This is a genomic window from Deltaproteobacteria bacterium (assembly GCA_019309045.1).
In the GTDB taxonomy this organism is placed as follows: Bacteria; Desulfobacterota; Syntrophobacteria; order BM002; family BM002; genus JAFDGZ01.
In genome coordinates this window covers 1-16,647 of sequence record JAFDGZ010000064.1, presented here as the reverse complement: position 1 = coordinate 16,647, position 16,647 = coordinate 1, and the positions used below count along the sequence as shown (strand labels likewise).

The window sequence follows — 16,647 nt, the reverse complement described above, 5'->3', positions numbered from 1 at the left end:
GCCAGGTATATTTTGTTTTCAGAGGCTGCCCAGTGGAGTATGGCATGATGTCTGGAAGTCAACCTGTGGTAGAGCACGATGTCATTGTCTGCTGCTCTTCCTACAGTTATGGTACTGGGCGCTGAACCAGGGTTCCTTTTTCTTATTTCAATTACCCTTTTTTCAAGGATGTCATCCTGCGGCTCAACATGCTCCACCGGCAAGTGATTCTGGTCTTCTTCATCGTCGATCTGTACAGTACTGAACTGGAATATTGCTCCCTTGTCCAGAATCGACTCCGATTTTTCTATGAGCAAACCATAGGGGTAGTTTTTTTTGAAATCCTCCAGAGAATTCTTGTCAGTCTCGACAGTGGCCAGGTAATGCACCAGGGGCTTGTATCTTATGTTTCCTGCCAACTCGAGTTCGTCGTCGTCCCCGCTCTGACGTAGACTGCGAGTGAACTTTAACCCCAACCCCCTGACCTTCTCGTCAACCCGAACCACTTTGGCCGACCCTTGAAGGCGAACGGTTCTGTCGGTGTCAGAAAAGGAAGAGGGAACAACAATAGTCACCTCTACATGGTCGTTTGCTGCAAATGACTGCCAACTTTCAGTTTTGATAAAGCCGCCGTCCCGACTGAGGTTTTCCATTTTGCCGGTGACAGTCGAGGATGATCCAGCTTTGACGAGTTCAGCTGGAAAACGACCCTTGAACCTGATGTCTCTTCTGGGAAATGGCGTGCCAGCAGGTTCGTCAGTTCCTGAGCAGTGGACAATATGTACACTGCTGTTGCAATGCTTGTTGGACCTTATAGTGTGCAGTAGAGAGTAAGCTTCAGAATATTTCCCCCTGGCTTTATGAACTTCAGCCAGTCCACCCAGCGATTTTATGAGTTCGGGATGGTTGGGTCGAAAGGTCTTGCCCTTGATAGCCAGGGCCTTCTTGAAAAGCAGCTCGGCTCTGCCGTACTTGCGTTCGGCAAAACGCTGCAGCGCTCGTTTCTGCAGAGCAAACCGGGAGTTGTTTCGGCCATGCTTGTCTGCATATCGCCCATTGAGCAGTTCTTCCACATATCTACCCTGGGCAAAATTGAGGAGCGCCATGTTGTCGAGAGACTGGACGAAGTGAAAATCATTGGGACCAAAAAGTTGTTCGGCAAGTTCGAGAGCTTCTCTGGCCTTTTCAGCAGCCTCGAAAAGAAGCCCCTGGTGGTAGAGAGCAGCCATGCGAGCATTCAAGCGGTGCCACCTGGAAAGAGAGCTATTTTGTTGGCTATTGCCTTTGACCATGGCAGCAAATTCTGCGACAGAATCCCTCCAGAATGGAATAACTTTCCGCACACCCAGTATCCCTCAGCTGATTGTCAGCAGATTCTGTGCCAAAGGCGGCAAGGCTGAGCGAGCAAGGAAGAGCTTCCCGGGAGGGAAAGTAATATTATAATGTTATTTCAGCATGTTGAATTCCTGCAAGCCATTGGGGCAGTATCGGAGAAAATAACTGGACAGCGATTCCTACTGGAGGCAATGGTTGCACTTTGCAAAACTGCTTGATTAGGTACACCCGCTGTTGGACCTGGCAGCTGAGCATTGCAAGCGGAACTCGGAGGGCGTGGCGATGCTGCCTCTGCGGTTACATCGCTGGCCGCCTTCTGGGGCAGCAGCGCAAATGTAACCAGATGAATAAGGAGCAGGAATAGCTGCCAGAGGTCAGGAAAAATCTTGCTGTCTGCCTGTCTGAGAAAGAAAAGATGTCAGCAGACCAGCAGTGCTACAATACTGCCAAGGCTTCCCTTGCGGAACACCTCGAGCTTTGATAGGATCGATCCACAGGAAAACCCTACAGAGCAGGCGATGCCGCACAGGGCTGAGCAGGGCGTCTGCCACCGGCTCGGGTAGGGCTCGATGCTGGTGGAGAAAGGAGAGAAGCCATGGCGAACAACAGGTTCAAGACGATTCAGCTTGGGGCAGTGTTGGTTGTGGCCCTGGCTGTGATATTCGGGGTTTCTTCTCAGAGCACAGCCGGGAACTACAAGAAGGAGTACAAGCTTACTCTAAACGTGCCTTCTTCATTCTACTGGGGCATGGGAGCTACCAAGTTTGCGGAGCTCGTCAAAGAGAAGACCAAAGGGCAGATCAATATCAAACCTTATTACAGCAGCGCCCTGCTAAAGGGAGCGCAACTGAAGGCAGCGCAGATGGTGGCCAAGGGAGTTATCGACTGCGCCTACGAGTCGACCATTAACATCTCGCCAGTCATTCCAGAGGCAAACATTTTTCACCTGCCGTTTTTTATCAATACCTTTGAGAACCTGGACAAGATGGAATATGGCCAAACCGGAAAGCTCGTGTTTGCTGCTCTGGAGAAGAAGGGACTCAAAGGGCTTGCCTGGGCTGAAAATGGTTTCCGGCAGGTGACCAACAGCAAAAGGCCCATCCTGGTACCCGGTGATTTGAAGGGTTTGCGAATAAGAGTTGTGGGAAGTCCGATTTTCATAGATACCTTCAGGCAGTTGGGTGCTGACCCGGTCAACATGAACTGGGGTGATGCGGTAACCGCTTTTCAGCAAGGGGTAGTGGATGGCCAGGAAAACCCGGTAGGCGTGCTGATCCCGGTACAGATCTTCCAATATCATCACTACGCCACCTTCTGGAATTATCTAGTGGATCCTCTTATTATCTACTGGAACAAGAAGGAGTGGGACAGTTTCCCCAGAGACATCCAGCAGGCAATTCTCGAGGCTGCAGCGGAGTCGGCAGAGTTTGAAAAGGCCCTATGCCGAGCAGGCCTGGATGGCCAGAAGTCACTTGGCATACTGCAAAAGACGTTTCACTACTCCATGAAGGTGCCTGAGCCAGTTAAATTTCTAGAGAGCAAAGGCATGAAGGTTTCATTTCTCGATGAACAACAGCGGCAGTTGTTCATAGCTGCAACCAGGCCCATTTACGACAAGTGGGTGCCCAGGATCGGCAAGAATCTCTATGAGGCGGCCAAGCTGGACATGTCCAGATAGCCGGCCAGGTTGGGAAAACCCCTGAGAATGGCAATGGTTCCAGGGGTTTTCTTTTTTGCAAGGGAGATGCTCCATGACCAGCAAGGGAAAAATCAGGACGGATTACTGGGTTGCGGCAATTTTGCTCTTTGCCATGGCTGCCATTGCCTTTGTCAATGTCCTCAGTCGTTATCTTTTCCACTTCTCCTTTGCGGCTACCGAGGAGATAACCATCAATCTCTTTGTCTGGCTGACAGTGGTTGGTTCTGGCATTGCCTTTGAAAGGGGAGGGCACCTGGGCATGGTGACTTTCGTCAACCTCATGCCAGCAGGAGTCAAAAAAACTGCCGTAATTTTCTCAGCATTGCTCAATACTGGCCTCTTCATTGTGGTAAACATATTTATCATTCAGGCCATATATGACGAGATTGTTCTCTTTCATGCCACCTCAGGAGCTCTGGGCATACCAGTCTGGATATACTATTTGGGAGTTCCTGTTCTTTCTGTCTTTGTCTTTAGAGGAATATACCGGCGTACTACGGTGTCATTGCGCGAGCTTGCTGGGGTAGGCAAGTAATGGAAATTCTCGTCATCTCAGTCACCCTGATGGTGTTCATGTTTCTTGGGGTACCCATTGGCACCTGCCTCGGCATGGCGGCCCTGATTACCATCTATTTTTTCAATCTCGGCATTGAAATGCTGGGAGTAAACTTTATTTCCGGCATTGCTTCTTTTCCACTGCTGGCCATTCCGTTTTTCGTCCTGGCAGGAGTGATTCTGGAAAGGGCAGGTCTTGCGGCTACTATTGCCAGCTTTTTTGAACTTCTGGTGGGAAGAATGGTGGGCGGCCTGGCAGTGGTGGCGGTGCTCACCTGTATGTTCTGGGGGGCTCTTTCAGGCTCCGGCCCTGCTACCACGGCTGCTGTGGGTCTCATCCTCCTGGCTCCCATGATCAAGCACGGCTATGACAAGAACTTTGCCGGCGCTACCATTGCCAATTCCTCTGATCTGTCCATCATCATCCCGCCGAGTATCGCCTTTATTATCTATGGCAATATCACCAGTGTTTCTGTGAGTGCTCTTTTTGTGGCCGGCATCATCCCGGGTTTGTTGACAGGGGTTGGCACGGTGTTGGTGGCCTATCTGATCTCACGAAGAAGAGGATACCGGGGACTGGAACGCAGAGGAACCTTGCTGGAGATCCTGGGCGCCCTCAAGAGTTCCTTCTGGGCAATTCTTACCCCGGTAATTATCCTGGGAGGTATTTATACCGGGGTGTTCACTCCAACCGAGGCTGCTGTGGTGGCTGTTTTCTATAGCCTTTTTGTGGCAGTGTGTATTTACCGCAGTATAACGCTGCGAAATCTTGTTGACATCCTGGTGGATGCGGCGGTGACCAGTTCTGTGATCATGTTCATTGTGGTGTTTGCCGGCATCTTTACCTGGGCGGCGTCTGTAATTGGTGTGATTGATCTGGCAGCCAATGCCATTGTCCGTATTTCTCCCAATGCAGTGGTAATGATAATACTCATAGATTTTCTGCTCCTGGGCCTCGGCATGTTTCTAGATGCTATTTCCATCTCATATCTGCTCATGCCCATCTTGATACCAGTGCTGGCAGCGTTCAAGATCGACCCACTCTGGTATGGGGTGATATTCATCTCAGCGCTGGCCATTGGCCAGGCCACTCCCCCCGTGGGTGTCAATCTGTTTACAGCGGCCAACTTGATAGAAGGAGATATTGACTCAATTGCCAAACAGGCCATTCCGTTTGTGATTATGGACGCTATTGTACTGATTATTCTGTCATTTATCCCCTGGTTGTCCATGTATCTGCCCGTGAAAGCCGGCCTCTATACTCCCTAGTGCGGAGGTATTACCAGGCGAAGGCTAGCGGGGACGCAATGAGGGAAAACGAGGATGTCTCTCCAGGGCCTGAAGCTCAAAAACTGGCTCGATCATTTTCACAGTCTCACAAGACTGACCAAATAGGACTGGGGTTGGGGTAGTGCTGCCAGTACAGACAGCCTGGGCGAGTTTTCTGGGTGAGCTATTGCAGTTCATGACCGTGATCAAAGTGACAGTTGCTGTCAGCATAGTAGTGCTGCTTTCTCTGGTGGCCGAGCTGGTGAGTCCACGCGCTGCGGGTGTTCTTTCTGGATATCCCCTGGGCGCGGCAATCGTGCTGTTTTTCGTGGGCATCGAGGTTGGACCTGCCTTTGCAGCAGCGAGTGCGACCTATACTATGGTCGGTCTGGGAGGGACGGTGAGCTTTGCCTATACCTACTATCTCTGCAGTAAACACTACAGGAAGAGCGGCAAGAAGAAGCAAGTGTTGGCGGCGGCGGGAATAAGTGTTGCTGTGTATATGGTGGTAGCAATGATATTGAGTAGAGTAAAGGCAAACACTATAACAGCGGTATTAATAGGAAGTTTTTCTATTATAGTTGGCAGCGTATTGTTGAAGGAGGTAAAAGATACAAGAATAGAAAAGCGAGTTCACCTTACGCTTAAAGTAATACTATTGCGAGCCACGGTTGCTTCGGTAGTCATCCTGATAATAACCATTATGGCTAAATACATAGGATCGAGTTTTACTGGTGTGTTTTCAGCATTTCCCATAACAATGCTGCCATTTATTGCTATCATTCATTATACTTACGATTCTACTCATGTGCGGTCAATTATAAAGAATATTCCTCGTGGCCTTTTCTCTCTTTTGATCTATTCTCTTTGCGTTACACTTTCTTATCCCCCCTTAGGGGTGTATTTTGGTACTCTTATCGCTTATGCTTTTGCTACCGGCTATCTCTTGTTGTTATATTTTGATCTACCGGCTGGCCTCCTGAGATTGTTGAAATCTTCTCCCGGTAAAGGTTAGGCGGCCCGCTTTGCAAGAGGCATCTGCATCCAGTGAGTAGATCTCATCGTCCTCAGACAACTAGACCTGCATTCAATCCATCCTTGGCGCTGGTGAGCGGGGTGCTGGCAGTATCTACGGGGTCTATTTTCGCCCGTTTGGCAGATGCTCCAGCGCTGGTTATCGCCGCCTATCGCGTAGGGTTGGCCTCGTTAATCCTCGCTCCAGTAGCCTGCTGGCGTTGTCGAGCTGAGCTGCTGAGCCTGGAGGTGAAGGATTATTTGCTGGCAGTTCTCGCCGGGCTGTGTCTCGCCCTTCACTTTGGCACCTGGATCTCCTCTCTGGACTACACTGCAGTGGCCAACAGTGTGGTGCTCGTCAATACCAATCCCTTGTGGGTGGGGCTGTTCACCCCATTCGTCACTGGAGAGCGTTTGAGTCTGACCATGAAAGTAGGCATCTTCATGAGCGTTGTCGGGGGTGCCATCATCGGTATGGGGGACTTTGCTACTGGCACGACGGCTCTCTGGGGAGACTTTCTCGCACTGCTCGGCAGTGTTTTCGCTGCTTTCTACCTGCTGCTCGGCCGGGCCCTGCGCCGAAAGTTGTCTCTGCTGGCCTACGTAATACTTTGTTACGGCAGCGCCGCTATTATTCTCTGGCTGCTGATTCTCTCTCTGCAGCTTCCCATCACCGGCTACAGCGACAAGACCTGGGCTGCCTTTGTCGGCATGGCGCTTGTTTCGCAAATAATAGGACATTCGAGCTACAATTGGGCTCTCAAGTGGTTCAGCACCAGCCTCATTGCCGTGAGCCTGCTGGGAGAGCCCATAGGAGCTACAATCATGGCGTACATCATTTTCGACGAGGGCCTGTCCTGGACCAAATATGTGGGAGGCATAATGATTCTCTCGGCAATCTATTTGGCCGGCAGAGGAGAACAGGCGAGTGAATAGCTATGGCGGGTGAGGGTGAGGACCTATGCCGCTAATCAGAAAATCTACCTATCGGGCTCCGCTTTTCCTGAACAACGGCCACCTGCAGACGATTTTTCCAAGTTTGTTTCGCCGCGTGCCTGGAGTCTCTTACCAGCGACAACAAATTTTCACACCTGATGGAGATTTTCTTGATCTCGACTGGTCTGTGGTGGGGGGGACAAAATTGGCCATTATCTCGCACGGCCTGGAAGGAAGCAGTCAGCGCGAATACGTCCGAGGCATGGTGAGAGCCGTCAACAGAAGAGGGAGGGACGCCCTGGCATGGAATATGAGAGGTTGCGGGGGCAGGAGCAATCACAAGCCCCGCTTTTCGCACAGCGGTGCCAGTGAAGACCTCCACGCTGTGGTCGAGCATGTTCGCTGCCATTGCCAGTACCAGGCTGTTATGCTCCTGGGCTTCAGCCTGGGAGGCAACATGACCCTGAAGTATCTGGGTGAAGAGGGAAAGAGGCTATGGCCCGGCATCAAAGGAGCCGTGGTTTTCTCGGTGCCCTGCGATCTTGCCGGCAGCGCCTGCAGAATCAGTCAATGGCAGAACAGAATATATCAGCGGAGATTCCTCCGTTTGCTCCACAAAAGGATCAAGGCCATGAAGGAGGTCCTGCCAGAAGAGATCAACGATGACGGCTACGAAAAGATAAGAACACTGCAGGACTTTGATGACCGGTACACGGCACCGCTGCACGGTTTTCAGGATGCCAGGGACTACTGGCGGCAGTCCAGTTGCAACCGCTTCTTGCCGCTCATCCAGGTGCCGGCCTTGCTGGTCAATGCCGGGAACGATCCTTTCTTGAGCGCCAGTTGTTATCCAGTAGAGGCAGCCCGGCAAAATGGCAATTTGTACCTGGAAGTGCCCCAGTCTGGTGGTCATGTTGGCTTTGTTGCCTTTGGGCAGACGGGAGAGTACTGGTCCGAATGGCGAGCTGTGACTTTTATGAAGAGGATTTGCTGATGAGCTCACCATATCCAGAAAGGCGGGTGCCAGAGAGATGAACAGGAGACCAGAGCTGCAGGACATTCTAGCTGCAGCTGAACGCGTAGAACCCCACATTCATAAGACTCCCATCCACACCTGCAGGAGCATTGACCGGCTGGCAGAGGCGCAGCTTTTCTTCAAGTGCGAAAATTTTCAAAAGGTGGGGGCCTTCAAGTTTCGCGGCGCCTGCAACGCGGTGTTCTCTCTCTCAGAGTCTGAGGCGCGGCGGGGGGTGGCCACGCACTCTTCGGGCAACCATGCAGCGGCGATTGCCCTGGCCGCCAGGCGTCGGGGCATCCCGGCTCATATCGTCATGCCAGTAAATGCCCCGAAGGTGAAGCAAGATGCCGTGGCGGGGTATGGGGGCAAGATTACCTGGTGTGAACCAACTGTCGAGTCCCGAGAACAGACAGTGGCAAGAGTAATCGAGCAGACAGGAGCAACTTTCATCCATCCTTATAATGACGAGCGTGTAATTGCAGGGCAGGGTACGGTGGCTCTGGAGCTATTTGATCAGGTGAGCGAACTGGAGGTGGTCATAGCTCCAGTGGGTGGAGGCGGCCTTGTCAGCGGCGTGGCCATTGTTGCCGCATCTCTGTCCAGATCGACCCGAATTCTGGGCGCTGAACCCCGGGAGGCAGATGACGCCTGCCGTTCCTTGCAGGCCGGCAGGATCATGCCGGCGGTGGAACCTCACCGTACCCTGGCAGACGGCCTGCGCACTTCACTTGGGCCTCTCACTTTCGGCATTATCCAGGAGCTCGTTAATGAGATCATTACAGTGAGTGAAGAAAGCATTGTCCAGGCCATGAGGACCATATGGGAACGGATGAAAATTATCGTGGAGCCGTCGGCAGCAGTGGTGCTGGCAGCCATGATGCGAGGTCAGCTCGATTTGCAGGGGAAGCGCATCGGCCTGATATTGTCAGGGGGGAACGTCGATCTGGAGGCTCTGCCCTGGTGCTGATTTTTATTGGCTCGGTAACTTCCCTGGTGAGGCGCCGGCTGCCGCAATGAACGCGTGGCCGCCGGCCTCGGCCGATGTGGAGATCGATCACCAGGAAGTTCGTCTTCGCAGCGGGCTCAGGGTACTGTGCACCCCTCTTCATGAAGCAGACTGCCGGGGGGCGGTTGGCACGGCGCGTGCTAGGCTGGTGTGGTGTGAAGTGCACCTGGTGATGGCAGGTAATTCTCACAAAGAGAGGCTGTGGGTTTGAGAGTCGTTATTAGCCACATCTCAGAAGAAGCGCTTCTTGCCTTGCTCCTGAAGGATTTTATAGAGTCCACCTTCGCGGGCCAGTGTGAGGTATCCCTCAGCGTCTGCTCCGGCGAGAGCGAGGCTGACAGCCAGAAACTTGCCCATCTTCCTGATGCATTTGCAGCTGCCACGGTGTTGCTCTTGCTCTGCAGCCACAAGGCAACCAGTGAACCATGGCTCCATTTCGAGCTGGGCTGCGCCTGGGCCTTGAAGATCCCCATTGTGGTTGTCTGCCATTCTGGCGTCCACAAGAGGCTGCTGCCGCCTCCTTTGAACGGTTTTGACGTGTATGAGGCGGCCGATGAGGGGTTCATCGAAGAGTTTCTGAGGCGGCTCGGCGCCCTTCTTGGGGTGAACAGGCTGCCGCACCTGTCCTATGAAATGATGAAAGCTGAAATACGAGCTACTCTGGCATCTATAGCTCCTGTTGAATACCTGCGGCAGACAGGCAAAGATACAGCTGAGCCCGAACTGGGAGAAAGTGCGGCGGAAAAATCGGCTGTTGCCGTTGATCAGTCTGCACCTGCGAAGGGTTCTAGCAAGCAAGAAAGGAGCGGCAAGGCCGCGGCAGCGAGGGCTCCCCTAGCCAGAAAGGGAGGGGGAGATTTGTCGCCCCAGAAAGAGGCACGGCAGAGGGATGCTGCAGCCCAGAGTCGAGAAGCTTCTGGATCCGGCAATGGTAGACGGTCGCAAAGTGGAGCCGCAAAAGATAGCCGCATGCGGGCGCCAGCTCAGGCTTCCAGCAAGGCCAAAGACAAGGCCGACCACAAGGAAAAAGTTGCCGTTTCTCAGGGTAAGACCAAGAAGAAAGTAGCCAGGAAAGCTGCCAAGAAGACAGCAGCAGCTGTGTTGACCAAGACCCGGAGTGTCAAGAGTGCTGTTGCACCGCAGCGCAAGAAGGCCGCGCCTCCTGAATCCACAAGAAGGCAGCCTGCCAGACGAGAAAGTATACAAACGAGAGTCCTCAAGCTTCTCGATGCAACCGGGGAGACTGGCTTTACCCTGGAAGATCTGGCTGATGTTCTGGAAATCGGCTCCCACAAACTTGAACCGTATCTGGATGCCCTCAAAGAGCAAGCATATATTCAGGTATCGTATCCCGCAGGCAGTCCACCCGAGTACACCATAGGCAGCAAAGGTCAGCAGTACTTGACAGAGAGCAGCCTTCATCAGGCCTGATCCTGATCCCCAAACAGCCAGCTTGTGAGACCACCCGCCGAGCCCTGAATCTCAGAGCGCTCGTCTGGCCATGCGCAGCTCCAGCCGGCGCACGAGCAGAGAACTGCTGAGAGTGAGGACAAGATAGAGCAGGGTGATGGTGATCCAGATCTCAAAGGTGAGGTAAGTAGAAGCCATCAATTCCAGACCTTGAAAAGTGAGCTCCTGTATAGAAATGACCGAGACAATCGAGGAATCCTTTATCACCGAGACGAACTGACCAGCCAGAGGCGGTAAAACGCGAGGCAGGGCCTGGGGAAGAATAACATGGCGCAGCTGCTGCCACTTGGAGAGTCCAAGTGCATGGCCCGCTTCCCACTGCCCCTTTTCAATGGACTGTACGCCGGCGCGAACAATCTCGGCAATGTAGGCAGCCTCGAAAAGGGCCAGAGAGATTACTGCAGAGACAAAGGCTGGGAACAACACCGGTGGACCGAAGAGTACAGTGGCAAAGCGCTCTGTTGCTGCAAATCTGTAAAGGAAAAAATTGTTGAAACCGAGCAGCGGAAGCACCTGATCGCTGACAAAATAGTAAAAAATAATAATGAGCACCAGAGGAGGCATGTTGCGGTTGAATTCAACGTAAAAGCGACCGAGCAGCCTGTAGAACAAACTCTGGCTCGTCCGGCACAGACCAGTCAACACGCCGATAACCGTTGCCAGGCCAGTACTCCAGAAGCTGAGCCTGATCGTGGTGTAGAGACCTTGCACCAGCAGGTTAGCCACCCATCTGCCGCTCTGCTCATCATAGCGATAGAGAAACTGGGGAATAGCGGCCCAGTTCCACCTGTAGTTCAGACCGATCTTGATGCGATAGGCCAGATACAGCGCTCCTGTGGTAAGGAGAAGTAGTAGAAGCCCATCGACTCTGGTAAATTGTCGCCTTTTCTTGAGCAATTTCGCAGATCCTGATGCTGAGCTGGCGCGACACAGGGCTTGCCGGCCTCCCTGAGAACAATGGAGCTGTGGGGTGGCCGCCTCTACTGGAGTCTGTCTTGCCAGTCACGGCTGTTGAACCAGTAGTTGTGCCGCTCTTTGAGCCAGCCTTCTTCTGTTACCAGGCGAATCCAGTTGTTAAAGTAGTTTAGAGTGTCTGGATCCCCTTTGCGTACTGCAAAGCCGATGAGTTCGCGGGTAAATGGTTCAGTGATAGCGAAGAGTCTCTTAGGATATTTGAGGGCCTGATAGGCGGGCGTGGGCAGGCTGGCAACCACAGCATGGAGATTGCCGTTGAGTAGTTCTTGATAGAGCTGTGGTTCTTCATCGAAAAGCCTGAGCCTGGCCTTTGGCATGTATCGCTTGATTGCGGCCACAGAGGTGGATCCCAAGCGTGCTCCTACCGTCACCTCAGGCCGATTGAAATCCGCTACACACTTGAAGCCTGCTGCCAGTTTGCGGTGAGCGCAAATCGTCTGGCCGCTGTAGTCATACGGTATGGTGAAGTTCACTTTGAGATTGCGGTCTGGTCGGATGGTCATGCCGCCGATAATCACGTCGAACTTGCCAGTGAGAAGGGCTGGTATAATACCCGCCCACTTGGTGGGGATAAATTCCACTTTCACACCCGTGTCTTTGGCAAGACGACGGGCAACGTCTATTTCAAAGCCGATCAGTTTGCCTGTCTTATCCTTCATGGCCCAGGGCACGAAAGTTGACATGCCCACTCGGAGCACACAATGTCTTATTACCTGTTCGATGGTGCTTTCCTGCGCCAGTTGATGCTGGAATTTGCCTGCCTGGGCAAGCTGGCTGCTGGTAAAGCTTAAAGACACCAACAGCGCCAGGCAGACAACCGTGATTCTAAATCTGTACATGTTTCCCTCCTCGATCTTTGTTATGTCTTAATGTCTTATGATTAATATAATCTTTGCTCTCCGTCCTGGTCTGGGGGCAAGCAGCGTTGGCTCCGTGCTGCTGCACCAGTCGGGAAAATATCCGGGCTAGAGAATCTGGCTGAGAAACAGTTTCGTCCGGTCTTCACGAGGGTTGGCGAACAGTTCCCTGGCAGGTCCCTGTTCGACAATCCTGCCGTCTTCCATAAAAATCATCCGGTCGCCAACTTCCCGAGCAAACCCCATTTCATGAGTGACCACCACCATAGTCATGCCTTCTCTGGCCAGGGTTCTCATTACATCCAATACTTCACCGATCATCTCTGGATCGAGGGCACTGGTTGCCTCGTCGAAAAGCATTACCTTGGGCATCATGGCCAGTGCTCTCGCTATAGCTACCCGCTGTTGTTGGCCACCGCTGAGCTGAGCTGGAAAGCTGTGGGCCTTTTCCGGTATACCCACCTTTTCCAGAAGGGAGATGGACATGCGGCTGGCCTCCTGCTTGCTTTTCTTGCGGACCAGGCGCTGCGCCAGGTTGATGTTTTCCAGAACGGTCATGTGAGGAAAGAGGTTGAACGACTGGAAGACCATGCCGACCTCTGTGCGTATCTGCAGGCGGTGCTGTTTGTTGTCGTCCAATGGAATTCCGTCAATAACGATGGAGCCGCTGTCGATTTCTTCCAGGCCGTTGAGGCAGCGCAGCAAGGTAGATTTGCCAGCACCTGAGGGTCCGATGATCACCAGTACCTCTCGTCGGCGCACGCGGGTGGAGAACTCCTGCAGAGCCCGCACTCCATTGGCAAAGGTCTTGGAGATATTGTCCACCTCAATAATATAGTTGTCTGCAGTTCCTTTCTCCACAGGTGTGTTCCTCGAAGATCAATCAGCCACCCGGAGGCGATGTTCCAGAATATTGACGACAGAAGACAGAGTGACCGTTATCAGCAAATACATGGCAGCCACTGTGAACCAGATTTCAAAAGTAAGAAAAGTTTCGCTGATTACCTCCTGAGCCCTCATTGTTAGATCGTATACGGCTATGGTGCTCACCAATGCCGAATCCTTGACCAGAGAGACAGCCTGACTGGTGAGAGGGGGAAGGATGCGGCGAACTGCCTGGGGCAGGATGACATATCTGTAAGTGTGGTAAGTGCCGAGTCCAAGACTGTAGGCTGCTTCCCACTGGCCGCTGTGGATGGAAGCAATGCCAGCCCGAAAAATCTCTGAGGCATAGGATCCTTCGAAGAGGCTGAGGGCGAGGACCGCAGCAGCAAAACGGTCCAGACCAACCAGAGGAGCCAGGACGAAGTAGACAAAAAATAGTTGCACCAGCAAAGGAGTATTGCGAATAATCTCCAGGTATAAGCGAGAGACAAGCCCGCCGACAAGAGAGCCTGACAGCCGCAGCAGGGCCACTACGAGGCCTATAGCAAAAGTCAAGACAAGGCCCCAGCCGCTTACCCGGAAGGTGACCAGCAGTCCCTGAAGCAATGGGCCCAGAGCAAGCTGACCATGGTGGTAGCTGAAGAGATATCTGGGAACACGGTGCCACTGCCAGTGGTAGCCCAATTTTGTTGACCCCCTGTAGAGCAGCCAGGTAAAGAGACCGAGCAGCATCAGCATCTTGAGCACGTCACTCCAGGGCGGTTTGCTCAGTTGACGACATATTCTCTGCAAAGAGGGCATTTTCTGGAAATCCATGAAATGCTGCCTGCAAAAGACTAAAGATAGGAACGAGCATTTTTCCCAGGGACCACTATCATGAATGCCATTCTGCACAGGCAACAGGGAGAACAAATGAATCGCAGCTCAGTGGCTGACGCCAGAAGGCTCTTTCTCGTCCTGAAAGCAGCCGCAGCCCCTCGCTTCCTTTTTCAGGGAAGTGGTTGTTTTCTTATACGATTTCCCCATGATTTTCAATGGCGCTCATCCTTGATATGCAGCGTGGCGGCGGAATGCCAATGCCCTGGTGGAAGTCAGAATACTAGGATATCATGCTGGATCGGTTGTGGCCAGGGAGACCGTGCCGGACTGGATGGTGTGATCTGTGTGTATTTCTCGAAGGTAGATGCCCTTCCTGTAAAAAGGATAGTAGCGCAGCACCGGAGGCCGGGCATCGAGGTGAAAGTTTTTGAGGAGTGCCCGGGCGCGACGGTTGTATCTTGGCATGAGGGAAAGCAGTACCACGCGCCCCATGTCAACGGCCTCTTTCCCTGGAAGAAATACGCTGTCAAATGAAAATTTTGCCAACTGTTCTTTTGCTCTCACTGCCGCAGCCGGCGGGTTCACCGTGAAGCGGCTGGCCAATTTGAGAAAAGCCGGCATGCTGTTGATCTTGAAGGCGGGAATGCGCAGACAAATGGGTTGAGAAGCAGTGAGTGCAATACTTCCCAGGGTGAGCGCTGGAAAAATCTTGCCAAGGTCAGCCCACGTTCGCAGCACTTCCTCTGAGGTGTGGACTTCGGCCTGCAACTCCCAGAACGGCAGAAAAAAGAATGGCCGTTTCCAGTCAGCAGGGAGGTTGGCCAGTTGAAACTCTGTCTCCCGATAAGAACCATGCCGTTCCGACCAGGCGCGGCTGCAGGTGGTACAGATGTGTACCTTGCTTTGTGAGAGGAGGGGCAAATCCCAACCACACACAGGGCAGCGATGCGGCACCAGGCTCAGAGTGCCCGGCGGGATGACGTCTTTTCCCAGAGCGCTGGAGGAAAGCAGGGTAGAAATGTCTTCGTTCCAGACAGTGCGAGTCACCCTGTTGCCCACGGCATCGATGATCAGCAGGCCAGGTTTTTCCTTGTGGACGATTTGCAGCAGCCAAAAAGGAAAATAAACTAGGGAGTAGACCTCCCCCACCAACTGGGTGTCCTCCAGGTCAACCCTCAGGCTGCTGTCGGCAAAACCGAAGTTGAGAAAGGCCTGGCTGTGCTTCACAGCCTGAGCAGGGGGGATATTGATGGGCAAACGGAGGGCGTTGGCAGCAAGTCTGGACGAGTGGTATAGGCGGAGTTTGAGGGCGGCAGTGCGTACCCCCAGGGATTGCAAGCCCAGATTCACATTATCGTAGGCGGGGAAGGTGAAGTCAAATGCCTTGGTGTGCAGTTCTTTGATGTCCTCCCAGGAGCGGTGATCCTCTGATCCAGAGAGCTTTTCTTTCTTGCCTGCCACCCAGTGAAAGACCATGCCCTTGCAGCGCCAGTAGGGAGCATAGAGAAGCTGGATCTTTTTACTCCTGGCGAGCTTGACTTTCCTGGTGCTGAAGAAGGTTGTCAGAAGCTTGTCACACTGTTCGACACTCCAGCGGGGGGCAAGCATGAATGAGGGGAATTCACTCTTGCCCCCAATATACATAGTTGAGCTGCAATAGCCGCAGCGAACTACCTCCAGTTCCTCGTCAATGGTGATAATTCCCCCGCATTGTGGGCAATCTAACTCTATTTGCATGCCACGGTCTTTATGTTTTTGAGTAGCAGATCACGGGAATCATGGCCACAGTGGTTCATGCCGCCACCAGGCAGGAATTTTTTCAGAATTTACTCCAGCGGCTCACCGCACTGGTTGCAAAATTTTGCTTCAGGCAGTGCCTTGTAGCCGCATTTTGGACAGACATTCGTCTTCTTTTCCACCTTGGTGCCGCAATTCATGCAGAAGTTGGCGCCTGCCGGCAGGTCGTGGCCGCACTGCAAGCATTTGTTGATAGTTACTATCTGGTGGCCGCAGTTTGAACAGAAACGAGCAGTTGCAGGAATCCTCGCTGTGCAGATGGGACAATCGATCTCTCTGGGCGAACTATCGTCTCCCTCAGAGAGACTCTTCTGGAGCATTTGCTTTGGCTGCTTTGAATTTCATGAACTGATCCAGGTTTCCTACTGCTGCCATGCCCGATTTGGCATCGATCATCTCTTGTACTTCAGCCGGAGGGGTAATGGAGTTGATATAGAAATCGAGCAGACCTATGCCGTAGCGGGCAAAATCCTCTTGCACTCTGCTCTTGATGGCGGCGCCCAGCTCGTCATAATAGCGGGGTAGATTGAACACGGTGTCCAGCATTTCACCCAGCAGATCGTTGAGGCGGCTTACTATAACATCACGGAGAAAATCAGCCACCTGATCCGTGGCGTAGATCCCCTGGGTGCCCACCAGTGTATTGACAAAGAGCAGCGGCTGCACGATTCTCATGGTGTAGGTGCCGAAGCCGCGCAGACGGACCAGACCGAGTTGCTCGTCTTTAAAGGCCACAGGCTCCTTTGTTCCCCACTTGAGATTGGTGAAGATTTTGGTATTGGCGAAATAGACTTCCACCCGAAAAGGGCTGCTAAAGCCGTAGGGGAGGCTGAGAACCTTGGTGAGCAAAGGAATGTTCATAGTAGACAGGGTGTGTCGCCCAGGTCCCAAGATATCATAGGCTTTGCCGTCTCTGAAAAAAATCGCTGCCTGGTTTTCTCGGACGATCAACTGGGCGCCCATCTTTATTTCAGCTGAACCCTCCTCTGGTATACGGTGCATCATGGTTTCGCCGCTTTCATCAAACCACTCG

Annotated in this window: 14 protein-coding genes and 1 pseudogene; 8 read left to right on the top strand and 7 right to left on the bottom strand. The window is 52.8% G+C overall.

The genetic code is table 11. The features are described from left to right. Positions 1-1,220, bottom strand: a 1,220-nt coding sequence (locus JRI89_12970) for a PilZ domain-containing protein (GenBank protein ID MBW2072148.1), incomplete at its 3' end; no start/stop codon positions are given. A 689-nt stretch (positions 1,221-1,909) separates the two neighbouring features. Between JRI89_12970 and JRI89_12965 the strand changes: the two genes are divergently transcribed. The 8 genes from JRI89_12965 to JRI89_12930 all read left to right on the top strand — a co-directional run bounded on the left by JRI89_12965 (position 1,910) and on the right by JRI89_12930 (position 10,242). Further along, positions 1,910-2,992, top strand: a complete 1,083-nt coding sequence (locus tag JRI89_12965) for a DctP family TRAP transporter solute-binding subunit (GenBank protein ID MBW2072147.1) — start codon at positions 1,910-1,912, stop codon at positions 2,990-2,992. Between the two features lie 73 nt (positions 2,993-3,065). After that, positions 3,066-3,548: a TRAP transporter small permease gene (locus tag JRI89_12960; GenBank protein ID MBW2072146.1), complete on the top strand. Its 483-nt coding sequence runs from the start codon at positions 3,066-3,068 to the stop codon at positions 3,546-3,548. Beyond that, on the top strand, positions 3,548-4,837 hold the full coding sequence (locus tag JRI89_12955; protein MBW2072145.1) for a TRAP transporter large permease: 1,290 nt from the start codon (positions 3,548-3,550) through the stop codon (positions 4,835-4,837). The genes JRI89_12960 and JRI89_12955 overlap by 1 nt, the downstream gene beginning before the upstream one ends. Positions 4,838-4,979: 142 nt before the next feature. Beyond that, a complete protein-coding gene (locus tag JRI89_12950) occupies positions 4,980-5,852 on the top strand; it encodes a hypothetical protein (protein ID MBW2072144.1) in 873 nt (290 codons plus the stop codon). A gap of 32 nt (positions 5,853-5,884) precedes the next feature. Continuing rightward, a complete protein-coding gene (locus tag JRI89_12945) occupies positions 5,885-6,787 on the top strand; it encodes a DMT family transporter (protein ID MBW2072143.1) in 903 nt (300 codons plus the stop codon). 25 nt (positions 6,788-6,812) lie between these two features. Continuing rightward, on the top strand, positions 6,813-7,781 hold the full coding sequence (locus JRI89_12940) for an alpha/beta fold hydrolase (protein ID MBW2072142.1): 969 nt from the start codon (positions 6,813-6,815) through the stop codon (positions 7,779-7,781). A 37-nt stretch (positions 7,782-7,818) separates the two neighbouring features. After that, positions 7,819-8,772 (top strand): pyridoxal-phosphate dependent enzyme, encoded by a 954-nt coding sequence (locus JRI89_12935; GenBank protein MBW2072141.1) that lies wholly within the window; start codon positions 7,819-7,821, stop codon positions 8,770-8,772. Between the two features lie 246 nt (positions 8,773-9,018). Next, on the top strand, positions 9,019-10,242 hold the full coding sequence (locus JRI89_12930; protein ID MBW2072140.1) for a hypothetical protein: 1,224 nt from the start codon (positions 9,019-9,021) through the stop codon (positions 10,240-10,242). Positions 10,243-10,293: 51 nt separating this feature from the next. Here JRI89_12930 and JRI89_12925 read toward each other — a convergent pair whose 3' ends face one another. From JRI89_12925 to JRI89_12900, 6 genes and pseudogenes are all read right to left on the bottom strand, one after another. Then, positions 10,294-11,178, bottom strand: coding sequence for an amino acid ABC transporter permease (locus tag JRI89_12925; protein ID MBW2072139.1), 885 nt, complete (start codon positions 11,176-11,178; stop codon positions 10,294-10,296). Between the two features lie 83 nt (positions 11,179-11,261). Further along, complete coding sequence (locus JRI89_12920; protein ID MBW2072138.1) at positions 11,262-12,095, bottom strand: transporter substrate-binding domain-containing protein; 834 nt, start codon at positions 12,093-12,095, stop codon at positions 11,262-11,264. A gap of 126 nt (positions 12,096-12,221) precedes the next feature. Next, a complete protein-coding gene (locus JRI89_12915) occupies positions 12,222-12,947 on the bottom strand; it encodes an amino acid ABC transporter ATP-binding protein (GenBank protein ID MBW2072137.1) in 726 nt (241 codons plus the stop codon). Between the two features lie 45 nt (positions 12,948-12,992). After that, the gene (locus JRI89_12910) at positions 12,993-13,799 is read right to left on the bottom strand and encodes an amino acid ABC transporter permease (GenBank protein ID MBW2072136.1); all 807 of its coding nucleotides are present in this window, start codon (positions 13,797-13,799) and stop codon (positions 12,993-12,995) included. A gap of 306 nt (positions 13,800-14,105) precedes the next feature. Continuing rightward, positions 14,106-15,554, bottom strand: a complete 1,449-nt coding sequence (locus tag JRI89_12905) for a hypothetical protein (GenBank protein MBW2072135.1) — start codon at positions 15,552-15,554, stop codon at positions 14,106-14,108. Positions 15,555-15,643: 89 nt separating this feature from the next. Further along, positions 15,644-16,647 (bottom strand): annotated as a pseudogene (locus tag JRI89_12900) (SPFH domain-containing protein).

Excerpts from the sequence above, each read along its gene's own strand:
- JRI89_12960 (MBW2072146.1), top strand. The coding sequence starts at position 3,066 with ATGACCAGCAAGGGAAAAATCAGGACGGATTACTGGGTTGCGGCAATT.
- JRI89_12955 (MBW2072145.1), top strand. The coding sequence starts at position 3,548 with ATGGAAATTCTCGTCATCTCAGTCACCCTGATGGTGTTCATGTTTCTT.
- JRI89_12965 (MBW2072147.1), top strand. The coding sequence starts at position 1,910 with ATGGCGAACAACAGGTTCAAGACGATTCAGCTTGGGGCAGTGTTGGTT.
- JRI89_12935 (MBW2072141.1), top strand. The coding sequence starts at position 7,819 with ATGAACAGGAGACCAGAGCTGCAGGACATTCTAGCTGCAGCTGAACGC.
- JRI89_12920 (MBW2072138.1), bottom strand. The coding sequence starts at position 12,095 with ATGTACAGATTTAGAATCACGGTTGTCTGCCTGGCGCTGTTGGTGTCT.
- JRI89_12940 (MBW2072142.1), top strand. The coding sequence starts at position 6,813 with ATGCCGCTAATCAGAAAATCTACCTATCGGGCTCCGCTTTTCCTGAAC.
- JRI89_12910 (MBW2072136.1), bottom strand. The coding sequence starts at position 13,799 with ATGCCCTCTTTGCAGAGAATATGTCGTCAACTGAGCAAACCGCCCTGG.
- JRI89_12905 (MBW2072135.1), bottom strand. The coding sequence starts at position 15,554 with ATGCAAATAGAGTTAGATTGCCCACAATGCGGGGGAATTATCACCATT.